At 52.4% G+C, this 20940-nt stretch carries 16 protein-coding genes and 1 pseudogene; 6 read left to right on the top strand and 11 right to left on the bottom strand.

Going from position 1 to position 20940, the window contains the following annotated elements; all coding sequences use genetic code 11:
• Positions 1 to 2846 (top strand): OmpL47-type beta-barrel domain-containing protein (locus F556_RS36430; RefSeq protein ID WP_211222620.1); only part of this gene is annotated, 2846 nt, incomplete at its 5' end.
• Positions 2847 to 3028: 182 nt separating this feature from the next.
• Here the strand turns inward: F556_RS36430 and kduD are convergent.
• Genes kduD through kduI form a run of 3 tightly spaced genes read right to left on the bottom strand, consistent with a single transcriptional unit; the run spans position 3029 to position 5489 of the window.
• Positions 3029 to 3784 carry a 2-dehydro-3-deoxy-D-gluconate 5-dehydrogenase KduD gene (kduD, locus tag F556_RS0119430; protein ID WP_020618663.1) on the bottom strand — a complete coding sequence of 252 codons (756 nt, stop codon included), beginning with the start codon at positions 3782 to 3784 and terminating at the stop codon, positions 3029 to 3031.
• A 55-nt stretch (positions 3785 to 3839) separates the two neighbouring features.
• On the bottom strand, positions 3840 to 4598 hold the full coding sequence (locus F556_RS0119425; RefSeq protein WP_020618662.1) for a DeoR/GlpR family DNA-binding transcription regulator: 759 nt from the start codon (positions 4596 to 4598) through the stop codon (positions 3840 to 3842).
• Between the two features lie 60 nt (positions 4599 to 4658).
• Positions 4659 to 5489 (bottom strand): 5-dehydro-4-deoxy-D-glucuronate isomerase, encoded by an 831-nt coding sequence (gene kduI, locus F556_RS0119420; protein WP_020618661.1) that lies wholly within the window; start codon positions 5487 to 5489, stop codon positions 4659 to 4661.
• Between the two features lie 181 nt (positions 5490 to 5670).
• On the opposite strand from kduI, the gene F556_RS0119415 reads away from it, so the two are divergent.
• Positions 5671 to 6837: an iron-containing alcohol dehydrogenase gene (locus tag F556_RS0119415; protein WP_020618660.1), complete on the top strand. Its 1167-nt coding sequence runs from the start codon at positions 5671 to 5673 to the stop codon at positions 6835 to 6837.
• 49 nt (positions 6838 to 6886) lie between these two features.
• On the opposite strand, the gene F556_RS0119410 is transcribed toward F556_RS0119415, so the two are convergent.
• Both F556_RS0119410 and msrB read right to left on the bottom strand, forming a co-directional pair.
• Entirely contained in the window at positions 6887 to 7516 is a 630-nt protein-coding gene (locus F556_RS0119410; protein ID WP_211222619.1) for a phosphatase PAP2 family protein, read from the bottom strand.
• Positions 7517 to 7573: 57 nt separating this feature from the next.
• Positions 7574 to 7987 (bottom strand): annotated as a pseudogene (gene msrB / locus F556_RS0119405) (peptide-methionine (R)-S-oxide reductase MsrB); the annotation flags it as partial.
• A 359-nt stretch (positions 7988 to 8346) separates the two neighbouring features.
• Between msrB and F556_RS37885 the strand changes: the two are divergent.
• Positions 8347 to 8508, top strand: a complete 162-nt coding sequence (locus F556_RS37885) for a hypothetical protein (protein WP_020618656.1) — start codon at positions 8347 to 8349, stop codon at positions 8506 to 8508.
• A gap of 431 nt (positions 8509 to 8939) precedes the next feature.
• Here F556_RS37885 and F556_RS0119390 read toward each other — a convergent pair whose 3' ends face one another.
• The 4 genes from F556_RS0119390 to F556_RS34550 all read right to left on the bottom strand — a co-directional run bounded on the left by F556_RS0119390 (position 8940) and on the right by F556_RS34550 (position 15125).
• On the bottom strand, positions 8940 to 9596 hold the full coding sequence (locus F556_RS0119390) for a histidine phosphatase family protein (RefSeq protein ID WP_020618655.1): 657 nt from the start codon (positions 9594 to 9596) through the stop codon (positions 8940 to 8942).
• A gap of 58 nt (positions 9597 to 9654) precedes the next feature.
• On the bottom strand, positions 9655 to 10713 hold the full coding sequence (locus F556_RS34555) for a zinc-dependent alcohol dehydrogenase family protein (RefSeq protein ID WP_020618654.1): 1059 nt from the start codon (positions 10711 to 10713) through the stop codon (positions 9655 to 9657).
• A 491-nt stretch (positions 10714 to 11204) separates the two neighbouring features.
• Positions 11205 to 12722 carry an extracellular solute-binding protein gene (locus F556_RS0119380; protein ID WP_020618653.1) on the bottom strand — a complete coding sequence of 506 codons (1518 nt, stop codon included), beginning with the start codon at positions 12720 to 12722 and terminating at the stop codon, positions 11205 to 11207.
• Positions 12723 to 12845: 123 nt separating this feature from the next.
• Positions 12846 to 15125, bottom strand: a complete 2280-nt coding sequence (locus tag F556_RS34550) for a helix-turn-helix domain-containing protein (protein ID WP_020618652.1) — start codon at positions 15123 to 15125, stop codon at positions 12846 to 12848.
• A gap of 237 nt (positions 15126 to 15362) precedes the next feature.
• Here F556_RS34550 and F556_RS0119370 point away from each other — a divergent pair, with 237 nt between their 5' ends.
• The gene (locus F556_RS0119370; RefSeq protein WP_020618651.1) at positions 15363 to 16295 is read left to right on the top strand and encodes an ABC transporter permease; all 933 of its coding nucleotides are present in this window, start codon (positions 15363 to 15365) and stop codon (positions 16293 to 16295) included.
• A gap of 15 nt (positions 16296 to 16310) precedes the next feature.
• The gene (locus tag F556_RS0119365) at positions 16311 to 17186 is read left to right on the top strand and encodes a carbohydrate ABC transporter permease (protein ID WP_020618650.1); all 876 of its coding nucleotides are present in this window, start codon (positions 16311 to 16313) and stop codon (positions 17184 to 17186) included.
• Positions 17187 to 17761: 575 nt separating this feature from the next.
• On the opposite strand, the gene F556_RS0119360 is transcribed toward F556_RS0119365, so the two are convergent.
• Positions 17762 to 18373, bottom strand: coding sequence for a recombinase family protein (locus tag F556_RS0119360; RefSeq protein ID WP_020618649.1), 612 nt, complete (start codon positions 18371 to 18373; stop codon positions 17762 to 17764).
• Positions 18374 to 18595: 222 nt separating this feature from the next.
• On the opposite strand from F556_RS0119360, the gene F556_RS0119355 reads away from it, so the two are divergent.
• A complete protein-coding gene (locus F556_RS0119355; protein WP_020618648.1) occupies positions 18596 to 18994 on the top strand; it encodes a hypothetical protein in 399 nt (132 codons plus the stop codon).
• Between the two features lie 52 nt (positions 18995 to 19046).
• Here F556_RS0119355 and F556_RS0119350 read toward each other — a convergent pair whose 3' ends face one another.
• Positions 19047 to 20480: a S1 family peptidase gene (locus F556_RS0119350; RefSeq protein ID WP_020618647.1), complete on the bottom strand. Its 1434-nt coding sequence runs from the start codon at positions 20478 to 20480 to the stop codon at positions 19047 to 19049.
• Positions 20481 to 20940: the final 460 nt, after the last annotated feature.

Below are 20940 nucleotides of genomic sequence, written 5' to 3'. Positions count from 1 at the left end.
CGGGTACAACCACCGTCGAAGCACGGACGATTGATCTAGCTGGCAATATCAGCCCAGTCGCTACAGCTGTCGTGCAGATCGACAAGACCGCCCCAGCTGCACCGACGATGACCTCCGATGCTGAAGGTTGGACAACGGCGGAAGCCATCTTGGTCACCATCTTATCTGAAGCCGATGCCGAGGGCTCCGGCTCCGGTATTGCTCGTACCGAATACCAGCTCGCTGGCGCTGAAGAATCCGATTGGGACAGTTACATGGCCCCACTCTCCATTACGGCTGAGGGCGAGACTACCGTCAAAGCAAGAACGATTAACGGCGCAGGGCTGATCAGCGAAGAAGCCGAGCTGACCGTTCGCATTGACCGGACAGCGCCGAGTGCACCTCAGGTGATGCCTTCAGTGAGTGAATGGACAGCTGCTGATGCTGTCGAGGTCGAGATTACGCCCGGCAGTGACAACGGTTCGGGCATCGCGCGCACGGAGTATAGCCTGAGCGGGGCTACTCATCTGGAGTGGACCGCATTGCCGGATGAAGGTCAGATAACAATCACCGCAGAGGGCGAGACGACCATCATCGCCAGAAGTATCGACAATAGCGGAAATATTAGCTCTTCAGGCCAAGCAACTGTACGAATCAAACGAACGGCACTACCCGTTCCGGTCATCCTCACGCCCCAGGCGGAGAGTTATGGGGCAGAAGTAAATGTCATGATTACAGGGTCAGCTGAGGCCGGGGCCCGCATCCTTATCACGCTTAACGATCATACGTTGGAAGAAACGACTGCAGATGATCAGGGGCATTGGTCACTCAACGTCGAGGGACTGCCAGATGGGACGTATGAAATAACTGCGAAGGCAGCTGACGAGCTGGACAATACCAGCCCCGCAAGTGAGGTTCGCCGGTTTACGGTAGACACCATCCCACCAGCTGCCCCTTTATTCGTTTCACCAACCGCTGGGGCTGTGTTAACGGATTCCCTGCCCCTCATCAGCGGTGTGTCGGAGCCTTATGCAGTTGTCACAGTATTCCTTAACGGTGAACAACTATTTGTCACAAATGCCAATGACCAAGGGGAATGGTCCGATTACCCAGACGCTTCACTTGAAGATGGTCTATATACCCTTCAAGCCTCAGCTGTGGATCGGGCAGGCAATACCAGCCCCGAATCTGCGACCATTGAGTGGCAAATCGATACGCAACCTCCATCTGCTCCTGTTCTTCTGACACCAGCTGCAGATAGCCGAATTGTTGAGACGCAGCCGTTGATTTCGGGAACAGCCGAGGCTGGCGCAGAGGTGCGCATTCTGCTCAATGGCGAACAGATCGGGACCACGAAGGTGAATGAACAGGGCATCTGGCAGTATCCTCTTGCCACGCCATTGACGCGCGGGAGCTATACCCTGCAGGCACTTGTTGTCGATCATGCCGGACTTGCGAGCGAACGCTCTGAGGTGCGAAGCTTCGCCATCGTATCCGCAGAAGCCAACCTGGGTCAGCTGATCATTGATCAAGCCGAGCTTGAAGAGGACGTGTCCGGGACGACCTATCATTATACGGTCCAAGTCCCCTATGAGATCGAGGCTATTGCCATTCATGCAACACCTGCCGATGTCCATGCGACGTTGGAATTACAACAGGCTGGTAAAGTGATTAACAACCCGATTGCTCTAGCCGTCGGCAGCCAGACAATTGAGCTCGTCATTACGGCAGAGGACGGAATCACCATTCGGATTTATACGGTGACCGTTACCCGAGCCGAAGCAGCTGTACCGGAGGAACCCGAGCAACCGGAGCAACCCGAGCAGCCCGAGCAACCTGAGCAACCCGAGCAACCCGAGCAGCCCGAGCAACCTGAGCAACCCGAGCAGCCTGAGCAACCGGAGCAGCCCGAACAGCCCGAGCAGCCCGAGCAACCAGAGCAGCCTGAGCAACCGGAGCAACCGGAGCAGCCCGAGCAACCCGAGCAACCAGAGCAACCAGAGCAGCCTGAGCAACCGGAGCAACCAGAGCAGCCTGAGCAACCGGAGCAGCCCGAGCAACCGGAGCAGCCCGAGCAACCGGAGCAGCCCGAGCAACCGGAGCAGCCCGAGCAGCCTGAGCAGCCTGAGCAACCGGGTCCAATCTGGACGCCTGTGCTTCCGCCAGTGGCACCGGAGACACCACAGGAGCCAGAATTTCCTGAGGAGGAGCCAGTAATCGCTCCGACACCTGAACCACCAGCAGTTACGAATCCATCCCACAACCGCTGCGAAGCGCAAGACCAAACGGTCACGCGGTTCAATGACTTACAGGGACATTGGGTCGAGCAGACGGCTCTGCGTGCTGCTGAGTGTGGCATCGTCCATGGATTTGGCGATGACACCTTCAGGCCGAACCAGCCTGTAACCCGTGCGCAATTCCTGGTCATGCTCATGAACGCCCTCGAGCTCTCTCGCCCAGGCGTGTCAGAACATACCTCATCCTTGAATGCAGTAGCATTCAGCGATGTCCATCTGATCCCCGAGTGGGCTCGTCAGGCCATCGCACAAGCTCAGACTGCTGGATTGATTAGAGGGTATGAAGACGGGTCTTTCAGACCTGACCAAGTGATTACCCGAGTAGAAATGGTGACCCTCGTATCCCGAGCCTTTGGGATCGAAACACGCGGCTCAAATGGAGCTTCCATCTTATCGGCACAGTTCGCCGATGCAGATGCGATAGCCCCTTGGGCAGCAGACGCAGTAACTGCAGCATTTGAGCACGGCTATATCCAAGGCCGGGCCGATGGCCGCTTTGCTCCATCTGATGCTAGCACGCGAGCAGAAGCTATCACCCTGCTGCTTCGCATTTTGCAGACAGAAACGTAGTGCATGTTTACCAAGGTGAAACGGCTGCCGCCGTCCTCTGACGGCGCAGCGCATTTCATTCCAGAGAAATATAAGCCAAGTAGATGGGAAACATATACTTTCTTAGATTTTAATAAAAAAGATCTCCATTCCCCTGCTATGCAGAAGGTTGGAGATCTCTTTTTTTCCATAAGCAACCAGCGTTAGCGTACCATCCATCCGCCGTCTACATTAAGCACATGACCGCTCACATAATCGGACGCAGAGGAAGCCAGGAAAACTGCCGCCCCCTTCAGATCCTCACCGCTGCCCCAGCGCCCCGCCGGGATGCGTTCGAGAATCGATTTGCTGCGGATGGGGTCTTCGCGGAGTGCCTGTGTGTTATCGGTTGCCATATAACCAGGCGCGATGGCGTTGACCTGGACGCCCTTGGCTGCCCACTCATTGGCCAGCGCCTTGGTCAATCCGGCCACCGCATGCTTGCTGGCCGTATAGCCAGGGACATTGATGCCGCCCTGGTAGCTCAGCATGGACGCGATGTTGATCATTTTGCCCGAGCCCTGCTCCAGCATCAACCGTCCTGCGGCCTGACAGAGCACGAACGTCGCACTCAGATTGACATCCAGCACCGCTTGCCAATCTGCAAGCGCATGGTCCGCTGCCGGGGTGCGTCTGATAATACCCGCATTGTTCAGGAGAATATCGATCCGTCCCAGTCCATCGACGGTCTCCTGGACGACACGCTGCAGTTGGGCTTCATCGCCAAGGTCCGCTTGGATGACAACCGCCTTCCGCCCTGCTTGCTCTACCGCCGCCTTCGCTTCCTCCGCGCTGCTACTGTTCGTGACCAACGCGATGTCCGCCCCAGCCTCTGCCAGCGCTAGCGCCATGTCCTTGCCCAGCCCACGGGCTGCGCCGGTCACCAGCGCGGTCTTGCCCGTCAGATCAAATAATTTCACGTTGTCTTCCGTCCCTTCTATGCAAAATCCGCTGCCTATCTTCAGTGGTGCTACGTTACTTTGTCCGTTCGATCGTCACACCCTGTGCCAAGAACGGCGCCAACGCCGCATCGGTCAATTGCGCCCCAGTGATGAAGCGGTCAACCTCCTGCAGGGTGGCGAACGTGTGCAGCGCACCAACGCCATATTTGCTATGATCCGCAACGCAGCATACGGTCCCCGAGGCCTCGATGAGGAGGCGCTTGATCGGCAGCAGCTCCGCTGTGAAGATCGTCAGGCCATATTCCGGGTGGATGCCCGTTGTTGAGAGGAACAGCTTGTGGATGTTCATCCGGCGCAGCCAGTCCAGCGACTCCGGCTGGATGAGCAGATTATCCTGGCGGTAGCCGCCCGGTACCACCAGCCGGATCCGATCCTTGAGCGCCAGCTCACGAATAATGAGGATGTCGTTGGTCACGACAGTGAGCGGCACGTTGTCCAGTCGCTGGGCAATCGCCAGCGTCGTGCTCCCGTTGTCGAGCGCGATAATATCATGCGGCTGAATATCCTCGGCAGCCAGCGCAGCAATCGCATCCTTTTCATCCAGCTCCCGCGTGTTGGGAAAGCTCGGCGGATAGATGCCCTCGCCGCTCTCTAGAGCAGGTACTGCTCCACCGTGAATTCGCTTCAGCAGGCCCCGCTTCTCCAGCTTCTCCAGATCCTCTCTAATCGTCTTCTCCGTCACCTGCAGCAAGGCGCTCATCTCCGATACCTTGACCGAGCTGTGCGCAGCAAGCTGATCCATAATTCTCTTGTGTCTATCAATTGCCAGCATGGCGATCCTCCCGTTCCTCAAGTTCGTGAAGCTCGGTCGGACCGGCGATGCCGTTCGTTCCTACTTCAGTTGCTTCATATCAATAAAGTCCATATCCTTGAACGTATAATTCTCTCCGGCCATCGCCCAGATGAAGGAATAATTGCTCGTCCCCGCTCCTGAGTGAATCGACCAGCTGGGCGAAATAACCGCCTGCTCGCCTGCCACGACCAGATGCCGGGTCTCCTCTGGCTCGCCCATCAGATGGAACACGCGGGCATCTTCCTTCAGATCAAAGTAGAGGTAAGCCTCCATCCGCCGGTCATGCACATGCGCTGGCATCGTGTTCCAGACACTGCCTGGCTTGAGAATCGTCACCCCAAGCATTAATTGACAGCTCTTCGTGCCGCCCTCATGAATGTACTGGTAGATGGTCCGCTCATTGGAGGTCTCTATGGACCCCAATTCATTCGGGGTGGCTGAGTCGATGGCCATCTTGGTCGTCGGGTAATCTGCGTGCGCTGGAGCTGAAGTGATGTAGAGCTTGGCCGGGCTGTCTGCATTCGTACTGGACAGCGTGATTTCGCGAGAACCACGTCCGATATAGAGCGCATCGAGTCTTCCCAGCTCATAGGTCTCGCCATCTACTGTGACTGCCGCAGGGCCACCGATATTGATTATACCAGCCTCCCGCCGTTCGAAGAAGTGCTCGACATGCCAGGCAGGATCGGCTGTCAGCGTCAGCGTTTCTTGAACCGGCTGGGCGCCGCCGATAATCAAGCGGTCATAATGAGAGTAGACAAGATGCACTTGGTCGTCCTCGAATACCTTTTCAATTAGAAACTGATCTCTCAGCTGGGTTGTATCCATCCCTTTGGCTTCTTTGGGGCTGGTCGTATGACGGATTTGCATAGTATAAGTCCTCCCATTTCGTTCGTTGTGGTTTGAACATGTTTAATATAACATAAACAAACAATTTCGAACATTATTTCTTTTTTGGCAAACCCCCTCCTTGCTGATCTCCTTCAATTGACAACCCCTTCGCGCATGCTTACAATGAGCTTGTATTTGGCCAATAGAGGAGGCAAACAGGGTGAATGCATTTCAATTTGTGAATCCGACCCGGATCGTATTTGGTGAAGGCGCTGCGGCGCAGATTGGCGAGCTTGTCCGACCTTTCGGCTCCAGGGTCCTGCTCGTCTATGGCTCCGGCAGCATTAAACGCAGCGGTCTCTACGACCGTACACTCGAAACCCTCGTTCAGGCGGGCGTAACCGTCCACGAGCTGGCAGGAGTCGAGCCCAATCCCCGCCTGACCACGGTCAACCGAGGCATTGCTCTCTGCCGCGAGCACGAGATCGAGTTTATTCTTGCTGTCGGAGGAGGCAGCGTCATCGATGCCGCCAAGGCCATTGCTGCGGGCGTCAAGTACGATGGCGATGTGTGGGATTTTTTTGTCGGCAAAGCCTCCGTCCAGGGTGCGCTTCCGCTTGGCACAATCCTGACACTGGCTGCAACCGGCTCGGAAATGAACGGCAGTGGTGTCATCACCCATTGGGAGGAGAAGCTCAAGCGCGGCTTCGGCAGCATCCATGTCTATCCCCGCTTCTCGATTCTCGACCCGACCTTGACCTACACTGTTCCGCGCGACCATACGGTTAACGGCATCGTGGACATCATGTCGCATGTATTCGAACAATATTTCAGCCTGACCGAGAATACGCCACTGCAGGAAAGACTCTGCGAGTCGGTGCTGCAAACCGTCATCGAAAATGCTGATCCCGTGCTGGCCAATCCCGAGGACCCAGCGGCCCGTGGCAATCTGATGTGGTGCGGAACCGTAGCGCTCAATGGCGGATTCATCAGCGTAGGCATGCAGAATGACTGGGCCACACACATGATTGAGCATGAGGTGAGTGCCGTCTATGATATTCCCCACGGCGCAGGCCTGGCTGTGCTGTTCCCGAATTGGATGAGCTATGTCTATTCATCGAGAGTGTCGCGGTTCGTGCAATATGCGGAGCGGGTCTGGGGCATTGATCGGGCGGGACGTACCGATGAGGAAGTGGCGGTGGCAGGTATCGAGGCGACACGCGACTTTTTTACGCGGATAGGCGCTCCATCGCGGCTGGCCGACTTCGGCATTGGCGAGGAGCATCTCGACCGGATGGCCGATGAGGCTGTACGTTACGGGGCGATCGGCTCCTTCAAGAAGCTGGAGCAAGCCGATGTCCGGCGGATTCTGGAGTTGTCGCTGTAAAAATAAAACGTCAGCCCCGCCCCTGATTGAGGTGCGGGGCTGACGCGTTTTAGCGGTACAGCCGCAATAATTTTAGACTGATAATACAAGAGATGAGCCAGATGCCGCCTGCTGAGAAGCCGGCAATGACGTCACTGGCAAAATGAACGCCCAGATAGACCCGGCTAACGCCGATCGCCAGGGCTAGTGTGACTGCTACCACATTGATGATCCAGCTCAGCCGCCATTTGCCTCGCAGAAATCTGTAGGTCAAGTAACCAACCATGCCGTAGAAGCAAATCGAGACCATCGCGTGGCCACTCGGAAAGCTGTACCCCGAGGCATGGACCAGAAAATCCTGCTCTGGACGCTCGCGTCCGAACCACGCTTTGAGGGTGTAATTGAGCAGCCAGCCGCCGCTCAGACAAGCGACCAGCATGGCAGCCGCCCGGCGGTTGCGCCGAAGCCAGAGCCCGACTGCAATGACGATACATAGAATCGTCTGAACCAGGCCGTCGCCAAGCCGGGTAATCCCCCTCATCACCGAGTCCACCGCCTCCGAGGTGCCGGTGAGCTGCTGAAGATGGTACAGCACGGTGTCATCAAACACAATCAGCTCATCATCCAGCAGCTGCTCCGCGAGCTCGTAGAATACCAAGGTGAGCAGCCCCGCGGCAATCCCCAGCAGCAGATAGACCATAATGCGACGAGCAGTAAAAGAGCGACGATCGGATTCGTATCCCATCCGCAGCCTCGGTTATTTCTCGAACAGCGTTTTAAATTCGCCGTAGCCTTCCTGCTCCAGCTCTTCGCGCGGAATGAAACGTAATGCGGCAGAGTTAATGCAGTATCTCAGACCCGTCGGCTGCGGCCCATCATTGAACACGTGGCCCAGATGCGAATCCCCTTCCGAGCTACGCACCTCGGTGCGAATCATAAAGTGACTGGTGTCCGTTTTTTCCTTGATCTGTTCTTCCTTCAGCGGTTGAGTGAAGCTGGGCCAGCCACAGCCCGAGTCAAACTTGTCCAGCGAGCTGAACAGCGGTTCGCCCGAGACAATATCCACGTAAATGCCTTCGCCCTTGTGATCCCAGAACTCGTTGTGAAAGGCAGGCTCCGTTCCGTTCTGCTGAGTAACCTTATATTGCATCGGCGTCAGCTTGCTGCGCAGCGCCTCTTGATCCTTAGACATGCTTCATCCCTCCAAGTTGGTGTTTACCGTATATACATAACCGAATCTGATCCTATTTTATCATAGCCCGGCAGGATTCCCAACAAGGGGGGATCGTTTTGAAACAGGGTAAGGAATTTGTAATCAAATTGAAATGCGAGCTTCATCATCCATTAACATGAGGCGGGTATACTTTACTCAACCCCCTTTTTTGATATAGCATTTCTTTCGGACCCGCAGCCCGTTTGCTGTAGGGTCCCTTTTTTTGCCCAAAATCTCCTGTCACAAGACTAGTCGCCTTGCTTCGCCGGGATGGGACACGTACAATTATAGGTATAGCCTAGGGGGTGGACGACACGATGTTTACGTTCAAGGAAAAACAATATATGCTGCAGTTGCTCAAGCAGGAGCAGCGACGCACGTGGTTCGGTCTCAAGAAAACACCCACGGAGCACGAACGTCTCGTCGAAAAGCTCGAACAAATGATTCGCAACGAAGACGTCAATCGCGAACACCTGTGAAAGTAAAACGCGGGCTGATTCTGCCAAACTGGCAGGCTCAGCCCGCGTTGTGTTTCTCCGCACCAGTAGCACAGCTGACAGACCGCGGCCGTGCTGGAAGAAACATTTTACCCCTGGTTGGGTGGGTGCGGCCGCTTTCGCTCGATTTAGGTGATATTTTACCCCTGGTTGGGTGGACATGCCCACTTTCGGTCAATTTAAGTGACATTTTGCCCCTGGTTGGGTGGACATACCGACTTTTGCTCGATTCAAGTAACAATTTACCCTTGATTGGGGGCACACGCCGACTTTTGCTCGATTCAAGTAACAATTTACCTCTGGTTTGGTGCACATGCCCACTTCCGCTCAAATTAAGTGACATTTTACCTCTAGTTGGGGCATGCACGCCAACAATGCCACTACTCCACTGCTGGTTAACTGTTGGACGGCGCTTATCCTTCGACAGGCTTCTCCTGATAATGGCTGGTATCGGCATGCAGCACGATTGTATGGTTTGGCTCATCTCCTTCAATGAGACAAAGGCAGGCCGGATAGATGTAGGGCAGCTGCCAAAGATCGCGTAGCGGGCGCTGCTCGAAGCGGGCCATCAGCAGCTTAAGCACGACCGTATGCGTGACGATCAGCACGCTCTGCCCTCGATGCGCAGTCAGCACCTCGTCCAGTACAGCCGATGCACGTGCCTGTACCTCCTCAAATCGTTCAGCGTCTTCGATCTGGAAGTGCTCAGGATCTTTCCAGAAAGCCTCATATTGCTCCGGGTACGTGGACTCAACTTCCTTTTGTATGCCGCCCTCCCACACCCCGAGGTTCATCTCCATCAGCCCGTCTCTCGCATGGATCGGCAGCGAACGCATGTCCCGAATAATCTCCGCTGTCCGCAGCGCTCGTGTGCTGGAGCTAGAATAGATCGCGTCGATCTGCTTGTCCCGCATCGCTTCTGCCAGCCAACCCGCCTGCTGCAGTCCCAGCTGCGTCAGCGGCGAGTCCTGATGTCCTTGGAAACGGTGCTCCACATTCCACTCCGTCTGTCCATGCCGGACCAGGTAGATCTGGGTTTTCTCTGTCTTGGTATGTTCCTGTTCACTCATCGCAGTTCCCCCTATTCATAAGCGCATCTCAACATAACAACCTTAATTGCAACACCAACTATATCAAAAGGATCTTGCCTGAGCCCGGGGCCTCGGCAGCCTTCACCGCCCGGTTCACTTCATTCAAAGCATACCGATCCCCAGGCATCGGCAACTCCAGTTTACCTTGGGCCATCCAGCCCAAGAGTCGCTCCAGTTCTGTACGCCAACGCTGGACCGTTACCCTGTTGTTCCAATGCCGTAGATGAAACAGACCTACTCGTACGTCTGTACGCGCGGCAACCTCTGCCCATGGGACCGCCTGGCCAGATAGCAGCCCGATCGTGAGCAATTGTCCTCCTGGTCGCACGCATCCAGCCAATGCCGCGCCGCTGGCACCGCCGACTGAATCAATGGCGGCCGTTGCTCCAGCGCCCCCAGTTATTTCTCTGACGATCTCTGCTAAATCAGACGCAGAGTCGCTAATAGTCAATACACTTCCGCCAGCCCGTGCTCGTCCTTCTGCCCCATGTTCCGAGACAGCAGCCTGATCGTCGGCCACGATTACGTGTGCAGCCCCCAGGCGACGTAACTCCTCGGCATGCAGGCTGTCGCGAACCACAGCAATCAGTTGAAAGCCAAGCAGCCGCGATAACTGGGCATAAATCCGGCCGAGCGCCGAGCCACACGCGTTGGCCACCAGGTAATCACCCACTCCAAGGTTCAAGGTATCCGTGCAGCTAACCCATGCGGTCAACGGGTTGATGTAAGCTTGGGCAGCCATCTCATCACTTAGGGCCGTTGGGACTTCAATCGTCGTTGCAGCCGGAACCCGGACGTACTCCTGCCATGTTCCCTCGCCTCTTAGCGGCAGTACGCGCTGGCCGATCATATCACGATTGGCTGCATCTGCAGCATCGACAACCATTCCTACACCCTCGTAACCAGGTATAGCTGGCAGTTGGATACGATGGGCGTAGTTGCCCCGAATCGGAATGAGATCCGAAGGATTAATCGGGCGCGCCAGCATACGCACAAGCAACTCACCACTTCGCAGCTCCGGCACTTCCGCCTGCGTTACCTGCAACACCGCCTGCGGATCGCCGAACCGTTCGTATATCACCCGTTGCATCTGCATCGGCACCTCTCTTCCTCATGCCACTATTATACCGGGGGAACAACACGTCCGCCATGCGCTTGCTTCCAGTACATTGCTACTGATGGTACTTGTTGGGTGTTGCGCTCGTTAGATACAGTTGGTGCTCGTTTTCAGGTTGGTGTAGGTAGCTAGTTGACTAACCTCTAACGAAACCTCATAACGCTATTAGGTGGTTTTTCTCCGATTCCCATGTCTAACGAAACTACAGATGCTTATTACTCTGAGAATTTGACTTTTTCGCTTCGGATCGCCAAATAGAGTGTTCTAGTTTCGTTAGATTTCGGCAACACCCTTTTTGGAGCAAATAACGTTCTGTCGTTTCGTTAGCGTCCATCCAAAAAAACAACGGCCGCCCAAGACGCTACTGCCCGCCTTGAACCGCCGTTGTCTGGTTGTTCACCTAGCTAAACTTTTACATTCCGTTACTCCGGCATCCCGCGAGTAGGGTCCTGCAACTTCTAGCTTCCCCTCTACCCCTCAGCCTGCCAGGCCTCGAACTGCTTGCGATACTCCTCGATCATGCGATCGAGTCCTGCTGCCTTCATATTGGCCAGCATGCCGCTATACGCCTGGTCGTAGCTCACGACGCCATAGAGCAGCGGCTCGACGCTAGTCTTGAGCTCCGCAGACACATTCGCATACTCCGCCGCAACCGGTGACGGATCAAAGTTGAAACCGATCGTCACACTGTTCACGACATCTGCATCGTCCGCGATGGTCGTGCGGCGCTCCAGCAGGTTTTTGTCATAGTTGACCGGATAGCGGTTCATCTCGACATGGCCCAGCAGCCAGCTCGCCAGCTCATAGGCCGATCCGCCATTGTCATTGAACTTGAGCGTCTCGCGCAAATTCTGCCCGCCGTCGTTCCAATGCTCGCCCTCGACCCCATAGAGCACCAGATCAAAGTTCTCCTGATCGCCGTACACCCAGTTCAGGAACTGAATGGCCGCCTCCGGGTGCGGACTCGTAGCTGAGACGCCATTGGAGTTCCGAATCGCATACGAGCGGAAATGCGGTTGATCCGCCAAATAGTAAATATCGACTTCTGCGCCGGGGAATCGCTCGCGAACGTTGTCGCCGATGCCAACGTCGCCCTGACGGAACAGATACCGTCCGGCGATTTCCTCCTGGTTCATGACCTCGGTCGGTACAGTCAACACGTCGGGATGGACGAGTCCACGCTCATAAGCCGCCCGCATAAACTCAACATCCTTCTTGAACTCCTCGGACTCCAGCCAAGAGCTCACTGTGCCGTCTTGATCCACACGGATCACATTGTCCACGACGGTGAACGGGAACGTCTCGTACGTATTGTGAAGATAGTACGCGGGCTCGTTCAGCATTTTGATGTAGACATTTTTGTCGTCCTCGGGCCAGTTCTGCTTGATGGCCTCCGCTGTATCCAGCAGCTCCTCAGGAGAACGAGGGGCACTCAGGTTATTGCTCTCCACCAGATCCTTGCGCATGGTGACCATGCCACCGTTGAAGGCCGTGTCCGCCCAAAAGTTAGGGACATAATGAATCTCGCCGTTAACGACCGCTGATTCCCAAATCCACTCTGGCATTGCCGCTTTCAGATCCTGGCCGTACTCGTCCAATAAATCTCCGATCGGAACGATGCCGCCGTTACCTACCAGCACGTTTGGACTTTTGACATCATGCATGATGGCTACCAGCTCGAATTCCTCACCAGTCGACATCATCAGATTGGTTTTCTGATCCCAGACATCCCATGGAATATAGGTAGGCTCGTACGTCAAATTGAGACCATCTTCTTGAAGCTTCGCGTTGATGGCCGCGACAACCGTATCCAGATCCTGTGGTGCGTTGCCCGGCAGCAGATAACGAACTGGCTTGGTACCCGCCTCGCCTCCGGCTCCGCCAGTTGTTCCTTCTGATGCGTTATTACCGGGCGACGAGCAAGCAGCCAGCATCGACACGACTAGCGCCGTGCCAGTCAGCTTCATAAGTCGTTGAGTTCCCTTCATTCGCATGCATCCCCTTTTTCACCTGTGATGTGTGAATCTGTTCTCAGCGTATCGGAGATTCAGCCTGGGCGTAAACTTCAATCCTGTGCTTTCCGCACATTTGCACTCCGTATTGGGACTTCACTATTGTGCTCCATCCTTCAAATTGTTGCTCAGTGAAGCCCGGTATTGCGCAGGTGACACTTGGTAGTACTTTTTGAACAAGGTATAAAAATAAGTCGTATTCAAAATTCCCACTTGCTCGCTAATTTGCTGGATTGGCTCGTCCGATAGCAGCAGCTCTTTGGCCCGCTCCAGACGCACCTGATTGAGGTAATCACTGAACGACATGCCACTCTGCGCCTTGAACAGACGGCCCAGATAACCCCGGGACAGCTTGACCTGTCCGGCCATCCATTCGAGCGACAGATCGGGCTTGGCATAGTTCGCCTGGACATAGGCCATGACCTCACTGATCACCTGGCTGTTCTGCTGGCTGGCTGCACTTTGCTGACGCTCGGAGAGCTGGGCGGCGATGACGCGCAGCTCCTCGCCAATCTCCTCCAACGTTTCGAATGCCGGCAACCGCCGGAAGAAGGCCGTCAGTAGATCGGAGCCATCCTCGGACGTTCCCGTATGGAACTGTTTGTAGAGACTCATCGCCAGCTGATGCAGGTAGAACAGCGCCTGCTGATAGTCGCAGCGCTCGATCTCCCGGATCAGGCTGTCTACTTCAGCCTCAGACTTGGCTGTATTTCCCGCACGTATAGCTTCGACGAGCTTTTTCTCCAGCTTGGCCGGATAGGCCCGCTCCTCCGTCTCCGTCTCGGCATCGTACGCAGTCTCATAGACGTAGATTCGTCCCGTCCCATCAAAGAACCGCTGCTCATGCGCAGTCTGCGCACATCGGTACGATTCCCGGATTTTGTCCATCGACGCCACAACCGAACCGACGCCCATGGAGAGCTCCAGCTTGAAATAGCTGCTCGCCTTGCTCTGCAGCTCTTCCAGCTGTGCGAGCAGCTGCGCCGGGCACTTCTCCTGATCCAGACGCACCAGCATCGCCATCTCCCCTTCTTCAATCACCATCACGCCGCATGGATAGTACATGCCAACGAGCTCTTCGCCAATGTTGCAGATGGCAAAATGCATGAGCGATTGCAGCTTGGCCGAATTCGCCCGCCGGAACTGCTCGAAGGCATCAATCCGGATAAGCACCGTCAGCAGCCGCTCACCTTCCCATTCCTGCTGCAGGGCCGGACTCGGCGCTGACTGGCTGCCTTTGAAATAATGCGCCAGCTCCGCCCGTCGCGCCGATGCCTGTGCAGAGGCCATCGCGCTCAATTGGCCGCTCATATCGGCGAACGTCGTATCGAGCAGCTCCACTTCGTTGACCGCCTGCAGCTCCTTCTCGGTCTTCATCTGGCCAATAATCTTGTCCATCAGATTGCGGATGGGGTGATACGTGTGATTCGTCAGCCAGATCGAGATCAACAAGCTGATGATGAAGATCGCCAGCGCAATTCCCAGCGTCGACCAGCGGAGCTCATTCATATTAAAGAGCAGGTTATCGTATTGGCTAATGCCGACAAACACCCAGTTCATCTCCTGGGACTTGGCGTAGCTGACAAGGTTTTTTTTGCCATCGATATGAATATTGAAGTAACCGGTCGGCGCTTCTGCTGCCAGTACCCGAGCCGTGTACGGCTGGTCGGCGACGCTGCGCATGAACTGCTCCGTATCCGAGTGCGTGATGACCATACCCTCTTCATTCATGACGAACAGCGAGTCTGTACTATAGTTTTTGTAGCCGCCAATCATGCGTTGGATGTACGTCTCATCAATATTGATGACAATAATACCGCCCGTCGGCATCTGCGTGTAATAGCTGGGGAGCAGCAGGAATGTCAGCACATTGGCCGTCCCCGAGCCGGTCGCCGGCGTGCTCACCTGACGCGGGATAAAGTTAAAGTACGCACTGCGGCTCGCTTCGATCCGAGACAGATGAACGGACTCCTCTTCATAGGTCACCCCGCTTGTATTCACATATTGCTCCGCCCCCGGGTTGTAGAGACCGATCATCTGGATAAAAGGGTAGTTGGCCTGGATCGCCCGCAGCTCATTCACGGCATGAAACGCTTTAATTTTGTTCCGGTCCTGGTCCACCAGCGCCGCCATTACTTCTTTGTTGTTGAGCAGCTGGTTGCCCAAATTGTACACCTGATCCTTGATGACCTTGGCGACATAACTGTTCTGCCGCAGCATCGATTCCGAGATATTGCCCACTTCCTTGGCCGTGCTCCACGAGAACAGTGCGAACAGGCCGCCGCATACGACCGCAATGATCAGCGAGGTCAGGAGCAAAAAACTAACCATCATGCTGCGATATACCGAGTACCGAACTAACCGGTGTCTCTTCTTCATCCGTTTCGCTCCCCCTCCGTCCATGTATTCTACGATTATAGCCGATGGATTCTTAATTATTGAAGTCGAGTGTTCAATTTCGAATCAATTGTTCAAAAATGAAGCGCCAAAACTGTACATTTGTAGACGTTATCGACTTTTCAAAGTTTACCCCGGCCCTGAACGGTACGTACACTTGGAGACATAAGCACAAGCCGTACAGGCACATCCACTATACCGAGGTAAGGACGTGAAGCTATGAATCCACCGGGCAAAAAACTCTCGATGTTTGGCGAGCTCCGTAAAAACCGTATGGCGTATCTGCTCGCCCTGCCGGCAGCTTTGTACACGCTGGTGTTCGGGTATCTGACCATGCCTTACATGATCATCGCGTTTCAAAAATTCAATTACAAAACCGGCATCTTCGGCTCGCCGTGGGTCGGCCTGGACAATTTCCGGTTCTTCTTCGCCTCGCCGAGGGCGTGGCAGATCACGTGGACGACGATCAAGTTGAACATGCTGTTTATTATCGTGGGTACGGTATGCGCCCTAATTCTTGCCATTCTGTTCAATGAGCTGCGCAGCCGGCTGTTCTCCAAAGTGACGCAGTCGACGATCCTGTTTCCCCATTTTCTCTCCTGGGTCGTGGTCAGTTACATCGTCTACAGTATCTTCTCCACGGAGTTCGGCATTGCCAATCGGCTACTGGCATTCTTGGATATGCAGTCTATTAACTGGTACGCCTCCCCTGAGTATTGGACCGCGATTCTGGTCGGCGCTAATGTATGGAAGGATATCGGGATCTCGCTCGTCATCTATCTGGCCGCCATTACGGGAATCGACGGCAGCTACTACGAAGCCGCACGCATTGACGGGGCCAGCCGCTGGCAGCTGATTCGTCACATTACGTTGCCGCTGCTGATGCCAACCATCTCCATTCTGTCCCTGCTGGCGCTGGGCAAAATTATGTACGGCAGCTTTGACATGATCTACGCCATCGTCAAAGACAACGGCTTGCTCTATCCGACCACGGACGTCATCGATACGTATGTGTTCCGATCACTGCGCAATATTGGCAACCCTGCCCAAGCCATGGCTATTGGTCTGTACCAGGCGATTGTCGGCTTTATCCTGGTCTTTGGCAGTAATCTGCTCGTGCGCAAAATCAATCCGGATAATGCGCTATTCTAAAGGAGGTGAAGCCCCATGGCAACCAACCGGTTATTTAACAGCCTGAATAATGTCTTCATTACACTCGTGTCCCTAGCCTGTACGTTGCCGATGCTGCTTGTCCTGATGGTGTCCTTCACCGATGAACGGGCGATTCAGCGCAATGGGTACCAGCTGTGGCCGGAGCAGTTCTCGTTTGATGCCTACAATCTGTTACTGCTCGGCAGCACGCCGTTGTATCAGAGCTATATGATCTCTATTATTATCACTGTGGTCGGTACGGCAATCGCCGTGCTGATCACCGGACTGGCTGGATACACGCTCTCCAGCAGCCATCTGCGCTACCGCAACCATCTGGCCGTGTTCTTCTTCATTACGATGGTTTTCAATACGGGCATTGTGCCGTGGTACCTGATCAGCACCGGACTTGGCCTGCGTAACACAATCTGGGCGCTCATCATTCCGACACTGCTGTTCAATCCGTTCAACTTGTTCCTGGTTCGCAACTATATGCGGCAGATCCCACAGTCCCTGACGGAAGCCGCTCGGATTGATGGGGCAGGCGATGCCTTCATCGCATTCCGTATTTTCTTCCCGCTCAGTCTGCCGGTGCTGGCGACCATCACGCTGTTCTATGGGATCTCGTACTGGAACAACTGGTTCAACGCCATCATGCTGGTGGACCGCGAGTCGCTCTATCCGCTACAGTATCTGCTATTTAAGTTGAATTCGGAAATTAGTATGATCCAGTCGATGCAGAGCACCATGGACCTGGGCATCAACGCGGTATTGCCGAGTGAGTCGGTTAAAATGGCGACGGCGATCCTGACGATCGGACCGATCGTACTGTTCTATCCGTTCCTGCAGAAGTACTTCATCAAAGGGCTGCTGATTGGTTCGGTGAAGGAGTAAGCGGAGGGAGTTTGGTGAGGTGGTGAAGTGGGCGTATGGGGGCGGTGTATGTGGTTGGGAGTCGAGTAAGTTGAAGAGCGTGGGGCGGCGTTCGCAGTCGGTAAGTTGCAGACATTGGAGCCCCCCGTTAAGCAGCCCGTTAGCAACGAACACAACGAACACAACAAACACGAAATTTCATACTTATTTCGCTGATTTTCCGAAAAAGTACGCAATAAACACGATTTTTCATATACATTCCACCCAAAACCCCATTTTCTCCAAAATAAACTCGAAATTTCGTGTTCGTTGGATGCCGCGCCACCCCATCCGGCTACTGAACACGAAATTTCGAGTATAATGCACGTGGTAACGCAAACGCACACCTACACTAGATGCGCTTTGGGAGTTAATTTGCGACTGGCGGGCGCGGGCTCCAGATACAATATGGCAGTTATTTCGCGCACCAGTGCTGAGAATGCCGTATCCAAATGCAGTTTGGCAGTTATTCCACCACTTGGGGGCTCATATGCTGCATCCAGATGCGTTTTGGCAGTTGATTCGGACATCTGCGGCGTCAACGATTTACTGCTACACTATTTCTTAAATCTGTCCTCATATTCCTTTACGCGGCGATAGAACGTCGTACGGCTCATGCCAAGTTTGAGCATGGCTGCTTTCGCGGTAAAGTCCCCACCTTTCCATGCAGCGTAGGATTGAATGAAATGCTGATCGATTTCATGTTTGGGACGTCCGAACTTCACTCCGTCAGCGCGGGCCACCTCGATCCCTTCCGCTTGCCGTTCACGATTCTTCTTCCTTTCTTGTTCAGCCACATAAGCCAGCATGCTCAAAAACTGGTCTTCTAGTAAATTCCCGATATCTCCCATGGTTTTGAATTTCCTTGAGTCGAATAACTCTTGATTATCCAAGCAGACGATATCGGCGTTCAGTTGACGGGTGATGTATTTCCATTCGCTTATGATGCCATCATAGTCCCGCCCAAGACGATCCAGGGCATCCATATAGATTAAATCCCCTTCTCGAATGAGTAGGCGCATCGCTTGATATTGCGGACGTTCAAAATTTCTGCCGGTTAGTTTGTCTACGAATATATACCGTTCGTCTACCCCAAGCTCTCTAAACTTCAAGATCTGACGCTGAGGATTTTGGTCTTTCGATGATACCCTTCCACATGCAATTTTCAACCTGTGATCCTCCTATAATATGTTTCAAAAAGTGATATTTATTTTCGGAACATCCCTAAATCAATTATAAGGCTTTTTGAAACACCTTTACAGGCTTATTTTCTGTATCCCCAAAAGCATGCTTTTCGAGACACTATGAGTAGTTTCCATCTTTATGTAAGATACTGCAACCTTTGCTACGATTGACCCGTCTTTTATATAAAAAAGTGAGAGGTGAATAAAATGAAGTATATGGTCCTAACCTTGATTTCCTTTTTGTTAATCACCGGCTGTAGTAGTAGCAACAACAGCAGCAGCAATTCAGAACAACCTTCAAACGATTTTCGTACTTCAGAGGCAATTGTACTAAGCAAACTAGAATTTGAAGGAAAAAAGATGCTATTGATTACAGAAGATGTGAAAAAAACCGATTTGGACAATTTTGAAACGATATTGGCTCAAACATCTGATGAAATTATTAAGTCAAAAAAATATGAGGTACAGTGGCTAGATATAGACAAAACTTCATTTGATTACGATGCGTTGAAAATCGGTTCGAAAATAAAATTTACAACCTATACAGAACATTTGAATACTAACCCTACGACTTCAATTGCCACCGAAGTCAATGTAATCAATTAAAGTTGAAAAGGCAAAAGCGATCCAATGCGGATCGCTTTTGCTTTTTAACCTCTTACTGTATGGAGTTGGATGTGTACGGCGCCCAATCCCCTCCCAAAGCTTTAGCATTTGCGATATGAGAAAATCTTGAATAAGTCGCGCCGTCACCTGATCTGAGAAGGCCTATCAATACACCGTTATAATACATAGTACCTCCGCTATCACCTCCTTGAGCTACAATGTCAGTTTCCATGTATCCACTATTCCCAAGCGATGTAATGTTTACTGCTGTAACTTCCCCGCAATTGAAACCAGTGGTTGCACCTGATAGACATATGTTAGCTCCTACAGAAAGTGAACTTGAACTCGACTGATAGGATGATATCCTGCTATCCGTCCATGAGTATTTATAGACATAGTTTGAAATGCTTTTACCAGATGAAACTTTAAGAACGCCCACATCAGCACCATTTCCATTATATTGATAATGCTTAGTCCCAACGGCCTCTCCACCTTGAAAAATGGTGGATGACCAACTCGCTAAACAGTGGCCCGCCGTTATAATAAACCGATCGCTATTTTTCGTCGCCAGGGTTCCGATTGTACAGTAGCCAGCATTGCCTGTTTGGGAATCGCTGGCATTATCATCAATCAGTAGCCCACCAGCCATTATATCAAGTTTAGTCGTTCTTGCTTTCAATTCTTCATTTGACCTGCCTACCACTACTTTGAAAATATTTGGATCTTCTGCTGTTAAAGCCTTTAGGGAATTTCCTGCGAGCAGTTGACTTGCTTGTTCATATTGCTCAACCTGCACTTCAACCACATTTTCCTTAATTCTCACAGCCACAGTTTCAAACGGAATTCTACGCTGGTTGCTTTCATTTATCACTGCCTCATACGCCGCAACAAGTTCTGCCTCTGAAAAATTCACTTGTCTAATTTCTAAGTATTCCTCCGGAACAAATTCTTCAATTATCTTTTGAATCTGGTTTGCTTTTTCGTTATTAACTAAACCAACAACGAATTTTAAACCGTCTGCCTTCTCTTGATGGAAAGTACCTACATCACTATATTTCTCAATAAGCTCATTATTGGGACCTCTAGTCACTTTGACGCCGTTTTCCTTCAGAATATTGGAAATTTGATCTCCATATTTAACCATAAGCTCATCTCTATGCTGAATGTAGCTTTCTTCTTCTTCTGTTAGTGCAATGCTATATTTCATAATCGATTCACGAGCATTATCGGAGTTAAGAGCATTGCGTATTGCTTGATCGGATGAATCAAGGTTATTTGCCTGCCGATACCGCTGATGCTTCTGAACAATTTCTCTACTATATTCAAGTTGCCTCTCTAAATCTTCATCAGGGGTTGCATAAAAATTTGATTCAAGACGCGGCATTTGGCCATTGTCAATGTTTTCGGCAAAAGCAGTTGCAGAAACGAGGGAAAGTGAAAGAGCGATAACAGCCAACATATTAATTACTGTCCGAAATTTATTCATAAGTCTCTCCCTTTAATTCAATTTTGTTTGAACACTTACCTTTCTCGAAATCCAATAAACCGGGCATTACTGTAGATGACATGTTTTTCAATTGTTAATTTAGATAAGCTACCACATCACAACGATTCAAATAAATTAAAAACATTGGCTTAGCTTTAACTGGATGCAGAACTTCAGCTAGACATTCCCACAGCTATTTTTACGCTATTCACTGTAGCAACACTGAACACAAATACCTTTTACAAAATCCAATAAATTTTTTAACTTCTGGCCCCCTTTAAAATGAAATTTCAGTTCCGACTATAAATAATTAATAGAACTCCTATTAGAAGCTCCTGTATATATAACGAATAGTAGTGGCAAATCCTGACCTTTTCTACCAAATTTTTTTCGTTAAGTTATACTAGATTTTGGAAGGTCATTTATCCATCTTTCTTGTTCCTTAAAATGATAAGAGCCA

Origin of the sequence: Paenibacillus daejeonensis DSM 15491, assembly GCF_000378385.1 — a bacterium.
Taxonomy (GTDB): Bacteria; Bacillota; Bacilli; order Paenibacillales; family Paenibacillaceae; genus Paenibacillus_D; species Paenibacillus_D daejeonensis.
Note: the sequence above shows the minus strand (reverse complement) of the source record. Positions and strands in the feature narration are given on the sequence as shown.